This is a genomic window from Coraliomargarita algicola, from assembly GCF_033878955.1.
Lineage (GTDB): Bacteria > Verrucomicrobiota > Verrucomicrobiia > Opitutales > Coraliomargaritaceae > Thalassobacterium > Thalassobacterium algicola.
Map to the genome: position 1 here is coordinate 4,215,326 of NZ_CP138858.1, position 18,023 is coordinate 4,233,348.

At 53.5% G+C, this 18,023-nt stretch carries 12 protein-coding genes; 6 read left to right on the top strand and 6 right to left on the bottom strand.

What is annotated here, in order from left to right:
• Positions 1–24: 24 nt before the first annotated feature.
• The 3 genes from SH580_RS17335 (at position 25) to SH580_RS17345 (ending at position 4,456) form a co-directional block, all read left to right on the top strand.
• Complete coding sequence (locus SH580_RS17335) at positions 25–1,536, top strand: sulfatase family protein (protein ID WP_319832081.1); 1,512 nt, start codon at positions 25–27, stop codon at positions 1,534–1,536.
• 5 nt (positions 1,537–1,541) lie between these two features.
• A complete protein-coding gene (locus SH580_RS17340; RefSeq protein ID WP_319832082.1) occupies positions 1,542–2,993 on the top strand; it encodes a sulfatase family protein in 1,452 nt (483 codons plus the stop codon).
• Positions 2,994–3,085: 92 nt separating this feature from the next.
• On the top strand, positions 3,086–4,456 hold the full coding sequence (locus tag SH580_RS17345) for an extracellular solute-binding protein (protein ID WP_319832083.1): 1,371 nt from the start codon (positions 3,086–3,088) through the stop codon (positions 4,454–4,456).
• 39 nt (positions 4,457–4,495) lie between these two features.
• On the opposite strand, the gene SH580_RS17350 is transcribed toward SH580_RS17345, so the two are convergent.
• Both SH580_RS17350 and SH580_RS17355 read right to left on the bottom strand, forming a co-directional pair.
• Entirely contained in the window at positions 4,496–7,108 is a 2,613-nt protein-coding gene (locus SH580_RS17350) for a sulfatase-like hydrolase/transferase (RefSeq protein WP_319832084.1), read from the bottom strand.
• The gene (locus SH580_RS17355; protein ID WP_319832085.1) at positions 7,042–7,299 is read right to left on the bottom strand and encodes a hypothetical protein; all 258 of its coding nucleotides are present in this window, start codon (positions 7,297–7,299) and stop codon (positions 7,042–7,044) included. The genes SH580_RS17350 and SH580_RS17355 overlap by 67 nt, the downstream gene beginning before the upstream one ends.
• Before the next feature lie 1,219 nt (positions 7,300–8,518).
• Between SH580_RS17355 and SH580_RS22240 the strand changes: the two genes are divergently transcribed.
• The 3 genes from SH580_RS22240 to uidA all read left to right on the top strand — a co-directional run bounded on the left by SH580_RS22240 (position 8,519) and on the right by uidA (position 12,853).
• A complete protein-coding gene (locus tag SH580_RS22240; protein WP_425607163.1) occupies positions 8,519–8,572 on the top strand; it encodes a hypothetical protein in 54 nt (17 codons plus the stop codon).
• Between the two features lie 217 nt (positions 8,573–8,789).
• A complete protein-coding gene (locus SH580_RS17365; RefSeq protein ID WP_319832087.1) occupies positions 8,790–11,069 on the top strand; it encodes a GH36-type glycosyl hydrolase domain-containing protein in 2,280 nt (759 codons plus the stop codon).
• A gap of 23 nt (positions 11,070–11,092) precedes the next feature.
• Positions 11,093–12,853: a beta-glucuronidase gene (uidA, locus tag SH580_RS17370; protein WP_319832088.1), complete on the top strand. Its 1,761-nt coding sequence runs from the start codon at positions 11,093–11,095 to the stop codon at positions 12,851–12,853.
• Positions 12,854–12,890: 37 nt separating this feature from the next.
• On the opposite strand, the gene SH580_RS17375 is transcribed toward uidA, so the two are convergent.
• The 4 genes from SH580_RS17375 to SH580_RS17390 all read right to left on the bottom strand — a co-directional run bounded on the left by SH580_RS17375 (position 12,891) and on the right by SH580_RS17390 (position 17,995).
• Positions 12,891–14,321, bottom strand: a complete 1,431-nt coding sequence (locus SH580_RS17375; protein ID WP_319832089.1) for a sulfatase-like hydrolase/transferase — start codon at positions 14,319–14,321, stop codon at positions 12,891–12,893.
• A gap of 65 nt (positions 14,322–14,386) precedes the next feature.
• Positions 14,387–15,502 (bottom strand): ABC transporter ATP-binding protein, encoded by a 1,116-nt coding sequence (locus SH580_RS17380; RefSeq protein WP_319832090.1) that lies wholly within the window; start codon positions 15,500–15,502, stop codon positions 14,387–14,389.
• Positions 15,503–15,622: 120 nt separating this feature from the next.
• Positions 15,623–16,462 carry a carbohydrate ABC transporter permease gene (locus SH580_RS17385; protein ID WP_319832091.1) on the bottom strand — a complete coding sequence of 280 codons (840 nt, stop codon included), beginning with the start codon at positions 16,460–16,462 and terminating at the stop codon, positions 15,623–15,625.
• A gap of 21 nt (positions 16,463–16,483) precedes the next feature.
• Entirely contained in the window at positions 16,484–17,995 is a 1,512-nt protein-coding gene (locus SH580_RS17390) for a carbohydrate ABC transporter permease (RefSeq protein ID WP_319832092.1), read from the bottom strand.
• Between the last annotated feature and the right edge of the window lie 28 nt (positions 17,996–18,023).

Genomic DNA, 18,023 nt, shown 5'->3' on the forward strand with positions numbered 1-18,023 from the left:
TAATCGTATAAACGAAGAACTGATATGCAGAGCAAGAAACCGAATGTTTTACTGATCAGCAGTGACCAGCAGCACTGGATGGCCATGGGTTACAATAATCCGGAAATTAAGACGCCGAACTTAGACCGTTTAGCGGCCCGGGGGGTGATCTTTGATCGCGCTTACTGTCCGAATCCGACTTGCACACCGACTCGTGCCAGTATCTTAACGGGACAGTTTCCGAGTCAACATGGTGCCTATACCCTGGGCACGAAACTGGACGAGAGCCGTCCGACGATGAATGACGCCTGGCATGCGCTCGGCTATCAGACTGCTTTGGTCGGAAAAGCGCATTTTCAGCCGTTGGCTTCGACGGAAGAATACAGTTCGTTGGAGGCGTATCCGACACTTCAGGATTTGGATTTTTGGCGAAGCTATACCGGGCCGTTTTATGGTTTCGATCACTTCGAGCTCGCGCGCAATCACGTGGATGAGGCGCACGTCGGGCAGCACTATGCCATTTGGATGGAGGAGAAAGGCTTTGCCGATTGGCGCGAATGTTTCCAAAAGCCAACGGGAACGAAGGAGGGGCAGTATGGCCGCTGGAATATCCCGATGGAGTATCACTACAACACATGGATCGCAGAACGAACCAATGCCCTGATTCAGCAATTTGCAGATCAGGATCAGCCGTTCTTCATGTGGTCCAGTTATTTCGATCCGCACCCGCCTTATATCGTTCCGGAACCATGGGCTAGCATGTATGATCCCGCTACGTTGACCTTGCCGGAGACACGTTCCGATTCGCATAGCGCGAATCCGCGTTTCCACCGATTTGCGATCGATGCGGATGCCACTTATGAGGACTATGGGCTGGAAGGAAAGTGGATGCATGGGGTGGAGTGCCACGTGCAGGATGAAGAAAAAACACGTCAGGATTTAGCCATTTATTATGGGATGGTGTCGTGCATGGACCACGCGATCGGGCAAACTCTGGACCTGTTGGATGAGCTTGGCCTGACCGAAAACACCTTGATTGCATTCACGACCGATCACGGGCACTACGTCGGGCATCACGGCTTCATTGCCAAAGGGCCCTTTCATTACGAAGATGGTGTGAAAGTCCCGATGATTGTTTCATGGCCCGGGCATACTCCGGAGGGGCAGCGGAGTGAGGCCTTGCAGTGCCTGGTTGATCTGCCGGTTAGTTTTCTGGCTGCCGCGGGGCTTGATAAGCCCCAGGCGATGACAGGCGTCAATCAATGGCCCGTCTGGCAGGGCGAATCGCCAACTGCCCGCGATCATTGTATTGTGGAAAACAATCACGAGCCTGGCTGTGCAGAGCTCAAGACTTACATTGATGAGCGATACAAGCTGACCGTATATCGTGCTTTTGAAGATGGAGAGCTCTATGACTTAAAAGAAGATCCCGATGAGCTTCATAACCGTTTTAACGATCCTGATTATGTCGTGATTAAAAGTCAGGTATTGCAGCGTTTCATACAGGCGGAAATGGCCAAGGAGGTCTTGCCTATGCCGCGCATTGCACCAGCGTAGTTAAAATGCAACGACCCAATATACTTTTCATTCTGGCCGATGACATGGGAGCCTGGGCGCTGGGCTGCGCCGGAAACCCGGAGGTGCGCACGCCGAATTTGGACCGTATTGCGGCCAGTGGGTTGCGCTTGGAGAATGCGTATTGTGTTTCTCCGGTCTGTTCTCCCGCGCGTGCTTCGCTGCTAACCGGAAAGATTCCATCGCAACATGGCGTGCATGATTGGATACGCCGTGGCAATGCGCCCAGCGAATCGAGCGATGGCGCGGTGATTGATTATCTAGAGGGGCAGGCGACGTATACCGAGATCCTTGAGCGCAATGGTTACTATTGTGGCTTAAGCGGTAAGTGGCATTTGGGGAATGCGCCTCAAGTGCAGAAAGGCCACTCGTTCTGGCGTGTGCATGCACGGGGTGGGGGTCCTTATTACGATGCACCGATGATCCGTGAGGGTGAAGAGTATGTCGAAGCACGCTATGTGACCGACGTCATCACTGAGCATGCCCTTGACTTTCTTGCAGAGCAGCAAGGCCAGGAATCGCCGTTTTACCTCGGGGTGCATTATACCGCGCCGCATAGTCCCTGGGGGAGGGATCAACATCCGGCAGAGTTTTTTGATCCCTATTATAACGATTGTCCCTTCGATTCTGTGCCGGATTTACCGATGCACCCCTGGCAGATCAATACAGCGCCCTATGGCATTACGCCAGAGTCGCGCCGTGAATTGCTCAGTGGTTACTATGCGTCCATTACAGCGATGGATGCCGGGATTGGACGACTGTTGGATGCACTGGAAGCACAGGGGATCTTAGAGGATACCTTGATTGTCTTCACCGGGGATAATGGTATGAATATGGGGCATCATGGTATCTATGGGAAGGGCAATGGAACCTACCCTCAGAACATGTTCGATACCTCGGTAAAAGTGCCCTTCCTCATTGCTCATCCCGGATCGATGCCATCTGGTGTCGTGTCGGATGCCTTGTTTAGTCATTACGATTTCATGCCTAGCTTGCTGGATTATCTCGGGTTGGAGGCGGAGATCCCGCAGCAACTGCCGGGTAAAGTTCAAAGTCGTCTATGGACGGGTGGGGCGACGAGTGTGGATGCGCCTCTGGTCGTTTTTGATGAGTATGGGCCGGCGCGTATGATTCGCAGTCAAGACTGGAAGTATGTGCGCCGCTTTACCGAGCATAGTGATGAGCTGTATGATCTTTCACAGGATCCGGATGAGTCGTGCAATTTGATGGATGCGCCGGAGTATGCTGAACGGGTGAACTCGATGCGGGAGCAATTGGATGCATGGTTTGCCCGATATGTTGAGGCGGGTTGCGATGGTGCCGAGCTCGGCATCACCGGACGTGGGCAGCTCGATCATGCCAGGAAGAAGGATGTCTTTGCGAGCGATTGGCATTACTTGAAAGAGCGTTCGGTAGCGTCGATTCTCGAAGAATCCTGACTCAATGGATGATAGATGCCGTATCGTAAGTGAGGGATTTTGCGCTTGTGGTAGTTAGTTAGTGAACGTATCCAAGATGACTGAGTCAAAACATGGTTGAACCAAATCGAATATCTTTAGTCCGTGATCATATTCTCTCATTACTTGAAGAGGGGAAGATCTCTACGGGTGACCGTATCCCTGCTGCTCGGGAGATTGCGACCGAGCTTAACATTTCGTTTCTGAAGGTTCAGCAGGCAGTCGAGTCGCTGTGTCAAGATGGTGTGATGCACTCAGAGTCTCGTCGAGGCACCTTTGTCTTGCCCGGTTGGGAAACTCGTATTCTCCCTGAGAATGTTTGCGTTTACAATCCAGTCGAGACGATGCCATGGGTGTCGGACATGCTGAAGCTTATTTCGGACTCGATTCCAGGTTTACGGAGTTCGTTTGCCTTTAAGCGAGGAGTGCTTGAGTTGAGAGCAACGAGCCATGTGTTAACTGAGAATGATCAGTATTTGGACCTGTCTGATATATTTAAGGAAGTCTATCCTGATCGGTCTGTGTTTTTTGATAAGCCATTCCGACCTTTCGAGATCGATGGGAAAATGGTTGGAATACCGTTTGCTTTTTCGCCCCGGGTATTGTTCTACAACCCAAAGCTTTTTAAGGAAGCTGGTTGTCCCGAGCCCGGGCAGTCTTGGACTTGGAAAGACTTTCTGACAACTGTTCGGAAGTTGAAGAGAAGGTTGCCGGCCGATTGCGTCATTAATTGGTCGCCAGTGCCGCATGTGTTTATGAACTTTGTCGTTCGCGCTGGAGGTCGTTTGTTTTCTCCTGAGGCGGATGATCCGGTTACCGTGGATAGTGCAAATGTGATCGCCGGCTTAAAGTGCTTCGAGCAGCTGGGAGAGCTCCTCGGGAGCCCGAAGCGGGATGAGGATGAGAATGCTGCTGATTTTTTGAGTGGTCGGGTGGCGATGCGTCTCTGCGGGCGTCACTTTATGGATCAGATCACACGTGCTGGTTTTGAAGACTGGAGCACTGCACCTTTACCCTTGTTGGATCGCGGTGTCGATTGCACCGCGCAGGCGACGGATTTGATCTGCATACGTAAGTCGTGCAATAATTTGGATTTGGCAAAGCGCTACGTGAAGGAAATGCTTTCAGACACGGTACAGGACTATGTCGGTAGTTTGAAATACAACATTCCGATTCGAAAGACTTCTGCATTTCAGAGCTTGGATCTAGATGACGCACGAGATGCATTGTTTGCAATTGAGGTGGCCAAAATTTCGACTGAGTTTAATTTACAACCACCGTATCCAGGGGCATTGATGTTGCAGGGGATCTCGACGCTGTTAAGGCGAGGGGTGAATACTGAAAGTGGTCTACGAGAGCTGGCACAGGTCGCTCGAACAATTCTTGGTATCCAAAGTGGCCTGGATTTGAAGGCATCGCCTAAAACTAAATTCTATGGGAGTTAATCGGCCGGGGGAAGGTCTACTTTCTTGGGCGGGATGCGCTTAAGGGATTTCGACGCGAAAGAAAACTTTCTTGGGGAGGGGCTCAGAACTGTTGCTTGCATACCAGTATTCGTGAAAGTCTCGGCTTAGTTCCATCGTGTTTTTTAAACTGAAAGCGTGTTCGCTGGGGGAGCGCCAGGAATTAGCAGCGAGTGTTTGCGATGCAAGGAATTGAACTGCGTGGCTTGAGGTGCCGCTGCGTAAGATCACATGCACCTTTGTTTCGCTGGCACCGACATCTATGCTCGGACGCGAATTTTGCACTTCATGGATTCGTGGATGTCCGCCTAATCCAAATTCCAATTTGTTGACTCGTCCGTCGCCATCCGGGTCGGCCAAAGCGCCCCAGAGTGTCGCTTCCAGTGCTGCATCACTTAATTCTTCAGATGTGAAATAGACGCGTTGCCAATCTTCGAAACGAACACCCGCCACTCCCTCGGGAGCGACGCGTAGTGCATCGGCGACGACCACGCCATCGACTTCATCCGCTGACAGTGTGACAACACATTCAGCACCGGCCTCTAAGTTAAGAGTGTCTAAGGTATTCCATGTGCCGCCATTCAATTGCTGGTTCACTTGATAGTTCCACGTCGTCACTGAATCGCTTACGGTCACGGGCACTTGGCTGGCTCGATCGGTTCCAGCGGTCCAGCGGAGGCTGATGGTATAGTCGCCGCTCTCTGGCACAGTGTAGGTATAAACAAATGTTTGCGCTTCGCCAGCGACAGGGGCTGCGCCGGAATCTGCTATGGCTAAACCCACTGCCGCAGTGTCGAGGTTACTGGATGTTAATTGATAGCCTGTCACATTGTCGGACTCACTCAAGCCCATGTCGGCCAGTGTCCAGGTGACGGTGCCGATTGTGCGATTGAGCAAGGTCGCACTGCCGCTGGAGCGATCCCAGTTCCGTCCGCTAATCGTCGGGTTTCCGTCAAGCATGCTGATATTTGAAATGGCGAAAGGGCTGCCAACTGGCTGTGCTGCTGCGTCCAATGCTTGAATGGTGACATCGTTGGAGCCGTCGGCTGTGGGGCTGCCATTACAATCAAAGATGTAAAACCGATCTGTATCCGCGACCACTTGGGCAAAGTCCACGGTGAACTGACTATTTAAAGTCGCGGTATCCAAATTATTTATACCAATCGCGACACTCGCATCCGTTGGGAAGGTGTCGCTTGCAGCAATTTTGAGCAGGTCACTGGATGTGACGCCAGAGAGGGTGCCAGTGATCAAGGTGGAATAGCTTTGAGAGCCGACTGAGATTGCTGTGACGACGCCCAATTGATCGTCTGCTGGCTCTGTGGATGTGAAACTCGAGAGAGTGAGTGCTCCGCTTGCAGGCTCTGAGCTGCTGGCTGTCTGCTGATAGCCGTTCCCGTAGTAGCCGCCGGTTTGGCTCTGCTCCGCCCATAGGCCTGTGCTGGTTACCTTCGCAGTATCGCGATCATCCACGACCCATTGCTCCTCGTCCGCGACGACCTCTAGCTTACGGGCGTTGTCGAGTAATTCCAGGCGCTCGCGGGCGGCATCGCCTTCGGGGTCACCTAAGGGGACCACGATCTCTGTGGGTAGATTGCGGCTGTCGCGCAAAACGCCGTCATTATTTAAACGCCATTCGCCGTCAAAGATGGTGCGCGAGCCATCAATGCCGCCGTGGGTGACCGAGCGTGTGAGTCCGGGACGGCCTTCTAATTGTGGACGTATACTCCGGCCTCGGATCGGATGATCACTGGGCAAGGGCACTCCGGCCAAGCTGCAGACGGTCGGGTAGATATCTGTCATATCAACCAGGTCGTCGACCACCGTGCCGCCGGGCGCGATGGAATCGGGCCCCCAAACGATAAAGGGCACATGGCAACCGCCATGGACGGGATTCCATTTGCCATCCGTCACAGTGCCATCGACGGTTTCGCGTTTAACACCATCTTTGAAGCCAGATGTGTGTGATGCTTCGGTGCCGTTGTCGCCTAAGAATAAGATGTAGGTATTGTCTTGGATGCCCAAGCGCTCAACTTCATCGCGTATGCCGCCGACCAGTTTGTCCAAGTAGTGGACCATTGAGTAAATATCTCCAGTAGTGCCAGCCGCAACATCATCGGGCGTGTCGATGATCGGTGTGTGCGGTAGCATCATATTGTGCATAATCAAGACTGGCGGTGCATCCGGCAATGCGGCTGCTTGCAGCTTTTCGAGCACATAGTCGTAAAGGATGTCGGGCCCGAAGTCATTGCTGGTCACCGGGAGTATTGAACCATCCCGGTTTATGAAGGGGTCCCAATAGCGTTCTGTCTTTACATTGTTGTCGCCATCCCAGATCTGCCAGACACACCAGGAGTCAAAACCAGCCGATCGGATATGATCCGGGTAGTGGGAGAGGGTGGCTAATTGCCATTTCCCAGTCGTGCAGGTGTCATAGCCTTGATCACGAAATTGCTGTGCAAAAGTGCCAAATTGGTTTTTGAAGTCCACTTTAACCTTGGAGCCATAGTGCACGGGCAACACGGAGGTGTAACCATGCTCATCCGCGTATAAGCTCGTGTGTAAACTCATGCGTGCGGGGGTGCACACCGGGCTGGTATACATGCGGCTAAAACGCACACCTTCGGCCGCCATTTGGTCGATCCGGGGGTCTCGAAATCTAAGCCACCATAGGCGCCGACGGTCTCATAGCCGAGATCGTCCGCCATAATGATGACGATATTCGGGCGTGTCTCTTCGGCTTGTAGTGGGGGGACCCCGGTCAGGGTATATAAGGCGAGCGCTGCTAGGGAGGCAGCTGCAGTTAATAGATTGTGTTGTCTCATGATGCGGATAATCAGGGGTGGGGCACTAGTCTATCAGATTTCTTCAAACCGCGTGAGTCATCTGCCGATACTTCTAGCGTCACTTGCTGACTTCGGAATGAAATAGATAAATGGGCTAAAAGGTGTTTGGATTCTTGGATTTTTATCGTTGAGGAGAATGTCGAGTCTTTTATGATGTTAAGCTTTAAGCGAGTCGGCTGCCGATAAGTTACCTGCATTATCACAATGGACGTTTTGCGGCGAGCAGCTAAATCATCTTTCAAAGTCTCAAATACTGCTTAGAATATTGGGGATTGCATCGGTATGTGTGTGTCACTTATCGCTATATGACCCAACAAAATTTGTGAGTGCCGTATTGATATGTGTTTAAGCTTTCACTGAGAAAGTCGCAGCGCTCTTATTACTGTTTTTTCGTGAATGGTCAGCAATTAACACCAAAAGCATCGGCAGATGACTACCGCAGTGGGCAGAAGTTTGATACACTTGTGGTCGATTCCAATAATTTTGAATCTCACCTAATGTTGAACCCCAACCAAAACTAAAAAAATATGAAATTATTACCTTCTTTTCTTACTGCAGTTTCAGTTTCGCTACTCAGCGCCACTGCGCATGCGACCACTCTAGCCTCCTGGGACGTCTGGGCGGACAACTCTGGCTCTGAGCTTGACGCAGACTTTACTTTCGCAGGCTTCACTGCTTCGATTGGTTATGATGCTTCGCGAGCGATTACTGGTTTTGGTTCAAACGATGGAACCTTTGGCACTCTTAGTGGTGCGTCTACAGCAAGTAGTGCTCTTCTGGTGCGAGAGGATAATGGCACCAGCCTCACCTTAACACTCACTAACAATACGGTCTCAGCCTATAGTATTGATACTTTGAATTTTGATTTCATTTCAAGGCAAGGTTCAAGTTCTGGTCGAAATGGCTTCACTACATTTGATATTACATACACTTCTGGTGGCTTAGGTGCGGGTGGTACCGCGATTGGTACCCAAGTTGTGCAGACGCCGACTGCTGGTATCACAAATGCTAATTTGCCCGACTACGATTATACGCTATCGGACTACTTGGCAGATACGACCCTCGGAGCAGGAGAGTCCGCGGTGTTCACATTTGATTTTGAAGGAAACCTAGGCCACGATGGTTCTAGTATTTCCAGTTTATTGGACAACGTTGCATTCACTGGCACCGCGATGATCCCGAGCCATCCACTTACGCAATGCTTGCGGGCTTCCTCGCGCTTGGAGCTGTGATGATTCGTCGCCGTCGCTAATTGAGTCGCGACTCCGTTATACTCTTTGCTAAATCCCGCGGTTTCGATGTCGAAGCCGCGGGATTTTTTTGTAATGCACAGCAATCGCAAAGATACGCGGTTGGGGACCTGTGTGCTCTTTAGAATCAGGAAGTGACATCAGAGATATCAGCGGATGACTCCTGTGTTTTGCTAGAACCTGCTATGATGTTGGTTTCTTGAAATGAACACTCGATCTATGGACCCCATTTGCGACTCTACCAACGGCTATTTTGATAGCACTGCCTCTGAATATGTGATTACCGACCTGAAGACACCTCGGGATTGGTATAACTATGCCTGGAATGACTCGATCGTCGGCTTGTTTTCGCAGTGCGGGCGTGGCGAGAGCATCATTCAGGATGAGCGCGGGCAGCGCTTTCATGTGGCCTCCAATCGTATGGTGTATCTGCGCGATCAGGAGAGTGGCGAGTTTTGGAATTTAAATGCACTGCCGGTGCATAGCTCGGAGGGCGCGCAGTGTCGCCATGGTATGGGCTATTCGGAAATTGAAAGCGAAACGCATGGTGTGTCGTCCGTCTTGCGCTGGTTCATCCCTGATGAGGCGCCCTGTGAATGCTGGCAAGTGACACTGACGAATCAGGGCAGCACCTCCCGCACGCTGGATTTGTTTGCCTATATGGGGACGTCCTTTGATGGCGTGCTGCGTCCACAAAGTTATTATGACGGGCATGGCGCTTTTCATCCGGACTTGGATGCGGTCAGCTTGTCTAAATTACATGCCTTTCGAGAAGCCAAGGAGGTGCGGATTTTCCTGACTATGGATCGGACGGTGACGGGTTACGATGTGGCAGAGCGCGGTTTTCTCGGGAGCGGCACAGAGCTGTTTCCTGATGCCGTGGCGCGCGGACAGTGTGGCGGAACGGGCTCGGAAATGGAAAAGAGCTGCTGCGCACTGCAGACAGCAGTGCTCTTGGCGCCCGGCGAGACTGTCACGGTCTGCCTGTTGGCAGGCGGCGTGGTGGACCTCGACGAAGTCGCGGCGCTACGGGAACGCTTTTTATCGCCTGAAAAGATGACACAGGCCTGGCAAACCAGCCGTGACAAGATCCTGGCTTTAGTCGGCGATGGGCGTATCGAAACACCGGATACTGCGTTGAACGCTTTTTTTAACCCCTGGCTCAAGCGGCAGCTCTCGCTCGGCACACGCTGGGCACGCGTCCGTCACAACGGGTTTCGTGATCAGATTCAAGACATCGGCTCGTTGGCGCTGTTTGCACCGGATGAGGCATTCCGGCAGTTGAAGCGGGTGCTTTCGTTTCAATACCCGAATGGCTATGCGCCACGCACTTGGTTGGATGGCAAGATTCTCGATAAGGATTTTTCTGATAATCATGTCTGGATCGCGGCCGCAGTGCATGCGCTGGTGATGGAAAAGGGCACGAGTGATATTCTGGAGACGATGATCCCCTACAACGACGGGAGTGAGGGCAGCTTGTATGAGCACGTGCAGCGCTCGATTGCATTTTATGACAACGATCGTGGACCGCATGGCTTATTAAAGATACGCAGTGGCGATTGGAATGATTGTCTCGATCGTATTGGCCCGCAGGGCAAAGGTGAAAGCGTCTGGCTGAGCATGGCCTGGGTCAGTGCATGTTCGAAATTTGCAGATTTAGCGCGCTTGAGTGGGCGCGTGTCCGATGCCGTGCAGGCGGAAGCCTGGGCCGAGGATATGCGAGAAATCGTCGATCGCAGCGCATGGGATGGTGAGTGGTATCTGCGCGCTTACCATGACGATGGCGAGACGATTGGTTCGGCTCGAAATGATAAAGCCCGCATGTTTTTATTGCCACAGGTCTGGTCTGTCTATGCCGGCGCGGCACGTGGTGAACGGGGCGCCCAGGCAATGGACTCTGCGGATCGCTATTTGAATTCCAAGCTGGGCACGCGCACGATGCTCGATCCCTATGATGGTTGGGACGATCGTATCGGACTGGCGACAGGCAAGACCCCGGGGACGCATGAAAACGGCGGTGTGTATTTGCACGCTTGCACCTTTAAGCTCGCAGCCGATTCACTGCTCAAGCGACACGAGAATGTGGCCTTCGCCTTGAAGACGATTTTGCCATTCACGGATCATTCAGAGCGCAAGCCCTGTGAGCCGTATGTGCTGTGCAATAGTTATTTCGCAATCGATGGCTCTTACCGATATGGCAGCGCAGGCCAAAGCTGGGGGACGGGCGCGGCGGGCTGGTTCTACTATGCGTTCACGCATTTTGTTTTTGGGATACGTCCGCAGTGGGACGGCTTGCTGGTCGACCCTTGCTTGCCGCCCGAATGGAAACAGGCTGCCTTCCATCGTCATTTCCGTGGCACGGATTACGAGTTCAGCTTCGAGCAGCGCAAGCCGTGTGGCAGTGTCCGTCAGATCCTAGTCAATGGCGCAGCGATCGAAGGCACGGTCATTGTGCCTGACGGCAGTGCGCAGGTTGTGGTCGATGTGATCCTGGGCTAGCGCAAAATATTGAGAGACATACAATGATTTATCCAAAACAAACCACGACACGTAGTTTATTTGATCTTAATGGGATCTGGGATTTTTCCCGTGAGCTGGATGCCGGTGATTATACACAGGGCTTTAAAGCTGAAAAACAAGTGGCCGTGCCCAGCAGTTACAATGACCTCTATACCGAGGAGGTCTTTCGCACTTGGGATAAAGGTGTTTGGTATACCCGTAGCTTTACGATGCCTCGCCTGCTACGGGAGGAGCGTATCGTGCTCCGCTTTGCTTCGGCAAGTTACCGGGCGGCGGTGTATCTGAACGGAGTGCGTCTCGGTGACCATGAGACCGGCTATACACCCTTCGAATTCGACATCACGGACTGCGTCAGCTTTGATCAGGAGAATCGCCTCTGCGTGCGCCTCGATAATTTGCTGTCTGCGGAAACCATTCCGATGGGCAACCTGCAGAACCAACCGGAGCCGGGGCAATTTGCGGGGCAATATCCAGACACACCTTTTGACTTTTTTCCCTATGGTGGCATCCAGCGCCCGGTTTCGATCTACACCACCTCGAAGGTAGCATGGCTTGAATCCGTCGTTGTCGAAACTTTGGTCAATGGGGCCGATGCGGAGGTGAAGCTCGCGGGCACTCTGGGCGGCACCGCGGCCAAGGTCGTGATCGAGTGCGAAGAGACGGGGACCCGCACAGAGGCTGAGATCGCGGGAGACCGTTTTTCGGGGGCCTTTGCGGTGAGCGATGCGCGACTCTGGGACGTTAAGCAACCGGAGCTCTACCATGCGCGTATCCAAATTTTGGATGCCAGTGGTGCTTTGCTCGACGAATACACGCAGCGCTTCGGCATTCGCACGGTGGAAGTGACGAAAAACCGTGTCTTGCTCAACGGCAAGCCCGTGTATCTGCAGGGCTTTGGCCGGCATGAGGATTTTCCTGTGATCGGGAAGGGGCTCAATCACAGTGTGAATATCCGGGACCATGAGATCCTACATTGGATCCATGCGAACTCTTATCGCACCACACACTACCCTTATTCAGAAGAGTTGATTCAACTGGCCGACGAGCAAGGGCTATTGATCATCGGGGAGACACCTGCGGTTTCGATCAACTTTGATTATGTGAATCAGAATACATTGAAAAATCACAAACAGGTGTTGGCCGAGCTGATTGAACGGGATCGCAATAACCCATCCGTTATCATGTGGTCTGTGGCCAATGAAGCCACCACCGATCGTGAAGTTGCTGTGTCGTATTTCAAGGAGCTTTCGGAGCTCGCACGTTCGATGGATGCCACGCGTCCGATTACGATGGTGACCTGTAAGGCGGAAAAGGACCTGGTGATGGATTTCTTCGATGTAGTCAGTGTGAACTTGTATCCAGGCTGGTATCACTTGCCGGGCCAAGTGGCTGAAGCGAAGGAGGATCTACGGGACACTCTTGAGAAGATGCACAACGCGTTTCAGAAGCCTATTTTGATCACGGAATTCGGGGCGGATACGATTGCGGGCCTGCACTCGCTGCCAGCCGAGCAATGGAGTGAAGAGTATCAGACCGAGTTAGTAATGGGCTTGATTGAAGTGATGCGCGACCTGGACTACGTCGTTGGTGAGCACCTTTGGAACTTCGCGGACTTCCGCACGGCACAAAACTTTGCGCGAGTCGGCGGCAATAAGAAGGGTGTTTTTACCCGTGAGCGTCAGCCCAAAATGCTCGCACATTTTTTGAAGAAAATGTGGGCGACGCCTCGCTATACCTCTGAGCTAAGCTGCACGGAGGACTGATATTTCGCCCGCCCGTCGCCATTCTCGGTGATGATGACTAATAACCATCACCGCCGTGCATGGGACCGCGGCAGGCGCATGGGTTCATGCGGCGGAGCCAGTCGGTGTCGATATTGACGGGTTGATTGACGAGTGCGCCGTCCTTGACCATGGGGCTCTTGTTGTGTGTCAGGTAGTCGATCAACTTGGCTTTAAGTTCTGCCTGGATGGACGCAAAATCTGCGGAATGCGCCAGGTTTTCCCGATCATCGCTATCCTGGTGGATGTTGAATAGCTGCTCATTGCCGCCGGCGATATAATAGATGAACTTGTAACCGCGGCCGAGAATCATCGCGCTTTCGGGGGTCTCGCCGAAGATGAACTCTCGTTGGCTTGCTTGTAGCAAGGATTGTCCCTCTGTGGTGCGATCTGGAGTTAAGCCCGCCATATTCAGGAATGTGGGGCAGAGGTCGGCCGTGAGCACGGGCGTGTCGGCTTGCGCAGTTTGATATTGCTCCCTGAACTGCGGGGGCAGTCGTAAGATGAAGGGCACGCGGGCGGCTGATTCGAGAAAGTTGTGCTTGGCAAATATACCGTGGTCCCCGAGGCATTCGCCATGGTCGGAGGTGAATGCGATGGCGGTTTGATCGTCGATGCCATGGCTTCGTAGCGAGCCGAATAGGCGTCCCAATTGATAATCGATATGCGACATTTGTCCGTAGTAGCGTCTGCGCGCCTCTGCGATGGCTTCGGGCTGCATATAGTCGTATTTCCCGCCGATGCGCTTGGCTTCGAAGCTGGCTGGATAATCGTTCTCGCGCCAGTTGCCTTCAACGGGGGCGGGGATGGTGAAATTATCATACATCCGATCGTAGGGCGGCGGGGGATCAAATGGACTGTGGGGCGCTTCAAAGATAATGTAGAGAAAGAACGGATTGGCGGGGTCGCGCTGTTCTAGAAAGCGGATGGCCTGATCGATGATCCATGTGGTGTGGTAGTAACGCTGGTCGGTGACAGCTTCGGTGGGGTAGACTTCATTGCCGCCCAGGCCGTGGCCACGAAAGCTACCTCCCTGGCCTTGTTCTTCCAGCCACCATAGATAGTCATCCGGGTGTAGCGTTACATGCTCAAAGCCATGCCGTGCGCGCTGAGGCACGAAGTGCATCTTTCCAATCGCCTTGGTTTGGTAGCCGGCCTCCTTGGTCAGCCGCCCGGGCAGGGTCCGTGAGGGATCGATCTCGGGTGCGGAGTTTGTATCGAAATTCGTAATACAGCGGGTCTGGGAGCCGGTTTTTCCGGTCAGCATGGTGGCCCGCTGAGGCATACAGATGGGGCAGTCCGCATAGCCGTGCCGATAGTTCACCCCCTCGCATGCCAGTTGATTGAGGTGTGGGGTCATCACCGGGTGATGATTCTTGTAGATACCAAGGCAGTCACCGCGCCACTGGTCGGCAACAATGTAGATCATATTGGGCTGTTGGGATGACATAGGCGAATTTCTAATAGTGATGGGAGGACACGGTAGCTGAACCGTGGGCGGCGAGGACTGATAGTTTAAATGAGATTCTCCGACTCCCGGTCGAAGAGTGCCGCGCGTTCTTGATTGAATTTGAGGTGAACGGTTTGCCCGATTTTGAAGGCGTGCTCGGCCTCGACTTTGGCGATGAAGCTATGGCCGGCAAGTGTGTTTAAATACAGATACGTTTCCGCGCCCATGGGCTCGGATACATCGATGATGGCTGCGATGCTATCTTCGCCGATGGTATCGGACACCGTGATATGTTCGGGGCGCACGCCGAATACGGCTGACTTGGTGCCTTGTTTTTGAGCCGCGCTTAGTAGCTGCCCTTTAAGTGCGAGACGGAAGGGCTCTGTCTCGCCTGCTTCTTCGAAGTAGGTTGTGCCGTTTGCTTCGACGCATTTCCCATCAAAGAAATTCATGGGGGGCGAGCCGATGAAGCCGGCGACGAACATGTTTTTCGGGTTGTTGTAGAGCTGAAGCGGCTCGTCGACTTGCATGATGTTGCCGTCTTTCATCACGCAAATACGGTCGCCCATCGTCATCGCTTCCACTTGGTCGTGGGTGACGTAGATCATGGTGGCGTCCAGGCGCGCATGTAGGCGGGAGATTTCGGTGCGCATTTGCACGCGCATTTTGGCGTCAAGGTTGGAGAGGGGCTCGTCGAAGAGAAAGACGTCGGGCTTGCGCACGATGGCGCGGCCGACGGCGACGCGTTGACGTTGTCCGCCGGAGAGTGCCTTGGGCTTGCGGTCGAGCATACTGGTCAGCCCGAGGATATCGGCGGCTTCATCCACACGCCTCTTGATCTCGTCACGCGGCGTCTTGTTCAGCTTCAGGCCGAAGGCCATGTTGTCGAAGAGCGTCATGTGTGGGTAGAGCGCGTAGTTCTGGAAGACCATGGCGATGCCGCGATTCTTGGGCTCGACATCGTTCATGATCTGCTCGCCGATCTTGAGGATGCCGCCGGTGATCTCTTCCAGACCGGCGATCATGCGCAGGGTGGTGGACTTGCCACAGCCCGAGGGGCCGACGAAGACCATGAACTCCTTGTCACGGATTTCCAGATCGATGCCTTTGACGGCACGAAAGCTGTCCTTCTTGCCCGGGCTGTAAGTTTTGTCGAGTTTGCTGAGTGTGACGGTGGCCATGGGATTGGATGACTGATGGGTGATGAATGATGACTAATTGCAGTGGGTGCGGATGGCGTTTTTCAATGCTTCGCCATTTGGAGTTCAAAGTTGGACGTTCGACGTTCAAGGCGAAGCCGCCTAGCCTTTGACGGCTCCGGCGGAGAGGCCTTTGACGAAGAACTTCATTGAGAACAGGAAGATGATCAGCAGTGGCACTGAAGAGATGGCGTAGCCGGCCATGAGTTGCCCGTATTGTTTGACGTATTCACCGTCGAGGCGGAAGAGGCCGACGGGGATGGTGAGCAGCTGGTCGTCGCGCAGCAGCAAGAGCGGCAGGATGGTGTTGTTCCAGGAGCCGAGGAAGTCCATGATGCAGGTGACCGAGATAATCGACGCGGAGAGCGGCAGGATGATGTGGCGGATCTGTTGCAGGTGGCCCGCACCGTCGAGCTGGGCGGACTCGAAGAGCTCTTTCGGGATATCTTCGATGAAGTTGCGCAGGATAAAGACACCCGCCACCTGACCGCCGACGGAGGCCATCAGGACCAGGGCCCAGAGGTTATTGACCAAGCCCATGCGGCGCAAGAGGTCGAAGAGTGTGACCAGCGCGGCCACGGTGCCGGGCAGGAACATGGTGGCCATGACCAGATAGAAGATGATGTTTTTGCCCGGGAAATCATAGCGGGCGATGGCATAAGAACACATCAGCACGATACACAGAGTGATCGAGGTGCCGAGGAAGGAGACGAAGATGGAGTTGCAAATGTAGCCGCTGACCGTGTTCCAGCCGATGGCCCAGTTCTCCCAGTTCCAAGTGGAGAGGGCGTCGAAGAACCAGGGGTTGGCCAGGAACTGTTCGTTGCTCTTAAAGCTGACGACCAGCATCACGTAGAGGGGGAAGAAGGCGAAGGTGAGGATGAAGGCCAGGTAGCCGAGCTTCACCGTTTCACCGATTTTGTTCTGAGTTTGTGGAGTCATTGGGGGAAATCTGTTAAGAGCTTACTTTTCGACCTTCACGTATTTTTGGTAAACGATGGTCAGCAGCAGGATGATGACGAAGAGCACCATGCCCAGCGCGCAGGCGTAGCCGAAGCGACCTTCGGTGAAGGCGGCGCTAAACATATAGAGGCCGGGCACCATGCCCTTGCCGCCGGGACCACCGTCGGGGCCGAGCAGGATGAGGAAGATCTCGTAAGTGGTCAGCGTGCCGATGGTCATGAAGATCAGATTAATCCGCACCTGTGTCATGATCAGAGGCAGCTCGATCTTAAAGATCATACCGAGCGGGCTGACGCCGTCGAGTTGCGCGGCCTCATACACGTCTTCGGAAATGTTTTGTAGGCCGGACAAATAGATCAACACCCCAACAGTGCCCACCCAGGGGAAGCCCCAAAAGAGAATGGCAGGGATGACTAAGTCCTTATTGCCCAGCCAAGCCGGCGAGCCATTGGCAAACTGCCCATTGGGCTGCGTCCAGATATTGCCGAGAAAGATAAAGGCGACGCCAATGCCGATCAGCAGGCCGGCGATGGTTTTGAAGTAAGGGCCGGCAGCGTAATCGTCTTTCTTCAGGCGAATGAGCTCGAAGATTGTTAAGGCCACAAACATGGCCAGCGGCAAGCGCCACAGCTCCTGCCAAAAGACACCAATGCCGCCGAGCAAGAGGAAGGGCCAGGCGATCCATGCGCCCTGCATGCGGCAGGCGCAGGCAAACATCCAAAGGATCACGACAATCGCGGCCAGCAGCACTTTGAAATCTGTAGGGTCTGCCTGAATACCCATAAAGACATTGAAGAGCGGCAAGATCGAGGCGCCAGCCAGCAGCGTGAGATAGTCGCCCCAACGCGAGGCGTTGTGTTGCTTGCGTTTACTGGCGGCAAAAATGAAAGCGCCCAGAATGATCATCCCGCCGATGCCGCCGAAGATGGGCGAGATGATGCCCGCTTGTAGTGGTGCCAGAGACTCGGAGAGACGCGGCATGGCGGTATCCATCCAGTCCAGCAAGTGCATGCCGCCGGTCAGGTTGAGGAAGCGGTTGACCAGACCAAAGTCCGGATCGTAAAAGTTTTTCCAGATCAAGAGAAAGACCATGGCTGGAATGATCATCGGGATGACGAAGCAGACCTGAATCAAGTAGCGCAGCCGATCGTTCTTGACCCGGTTCAAAGCGATGGCGGCGAGGATGCCCGGCCACAGTTTAAACAAATTGGCGACCAGTAGGATGCCGACCAGCTTGAAGGACTGCCAAAACATCGGGTCTGAAAAGGCTTCCTTGAAATTACGCAACCCGATGAACTCCTGCACCGTGGGTGGTTGCCAACGGAAGAAGGACATCAGAAAGACATCGATCTTCGGGTAGTAACTAAAGATCAGCAAAGATAGCGTGGTCGGCAGCACTAACAAATAGAGTGCCACAAAGAGTTTACTTTTTTGAAACAGCTTCGCGCGTATTTTGCCCTTGGAGTGGGCGTCGGGCACAGGAGTCGGGGGAACGTCAGATTGAATAGGCATCTACAGAAAAGGCGCTGTTAAAAGGAAA

Excerpts from the sequence above, each read along its gene's own strand:
- SH580_RS17390 (WP_319832092.1), bottom strand. The coding sequence starts at position 17,995 with ATGCCTATTCAATCTGACGTTCCCCCGACTCCTGTGCCCGACGCCCAC.
- uidA (WP_319832088.1), top strand. The coding sequence starts at position 11,093 with ATGATTTATCCAAAACAAACCACGACACGTAGTTTATTTGATCTTAAT.
- SH580_RS17345 (WP_319832083.1), top strand. The coding sequence starts at position 3,086 with ATGGTTGAACCAAATCGAATATCTTTAGTCCGTGATCATATTCTCTCA.
- SH580_RS17380 (WP_319832090.1), bottom strand. The coding sequence starts at position 15,502 with ATGGCCACCGTCACACTCAGCAAACTCGACAAAACTTACAGCCCGGGC.
- SH580_RS17350 (WP_319832084.1), bottom strand. The coding sequence starts at position 7,108 with ATGGCGGCCGAAGGTGTGCGTTTTAGCCGCATGTATACCAGCCCGGTG.
- SH580_RS17340 (WP_319832082.1), top strand. The coding sequence starts at position 1,542 with ATGCAACGACCCAATATACTTTTCATTCTGGCCGATGACATGGGAGCC.
- SH580_RS17375 (WP_319832089.1), bottom strand. The coding sequence starts at position 14,321 with ATGTCATCCCAACAGCCCAATATGATCTACATTGTTGCCGACCAGTGG.
- SH580_RS17385 (WP_319832091.1), bottom strand. The coding sequence starts at position 16,462 with ATGACTCCACAAACTCAGAACAAAATCGGTGAAACGGTGAAGCTCGGC.
- SH580_RS17355 (WP_319832085.1), bottom strand. The coding sequence starts at position 7,299 with ATGAGACAACACAATCTATTAACTGCAGCTGCCTCCCTAGCAGCGCTC.
- SH580_RS17335 (WP_319832081.1), top strand. The coding sequence starts at position 25 with ATGCAGAGCAAGAAACCGAATGTTTTACTGATCAGCAGTGACCAGCAG.
- SH580_RS17365 (WP_319832087.1), top strand. The coding sequence starts at position 8,790 with ATGGACCCCATTTGCGACTCTACCAACGGCTATTTTGATAGCACTGCC.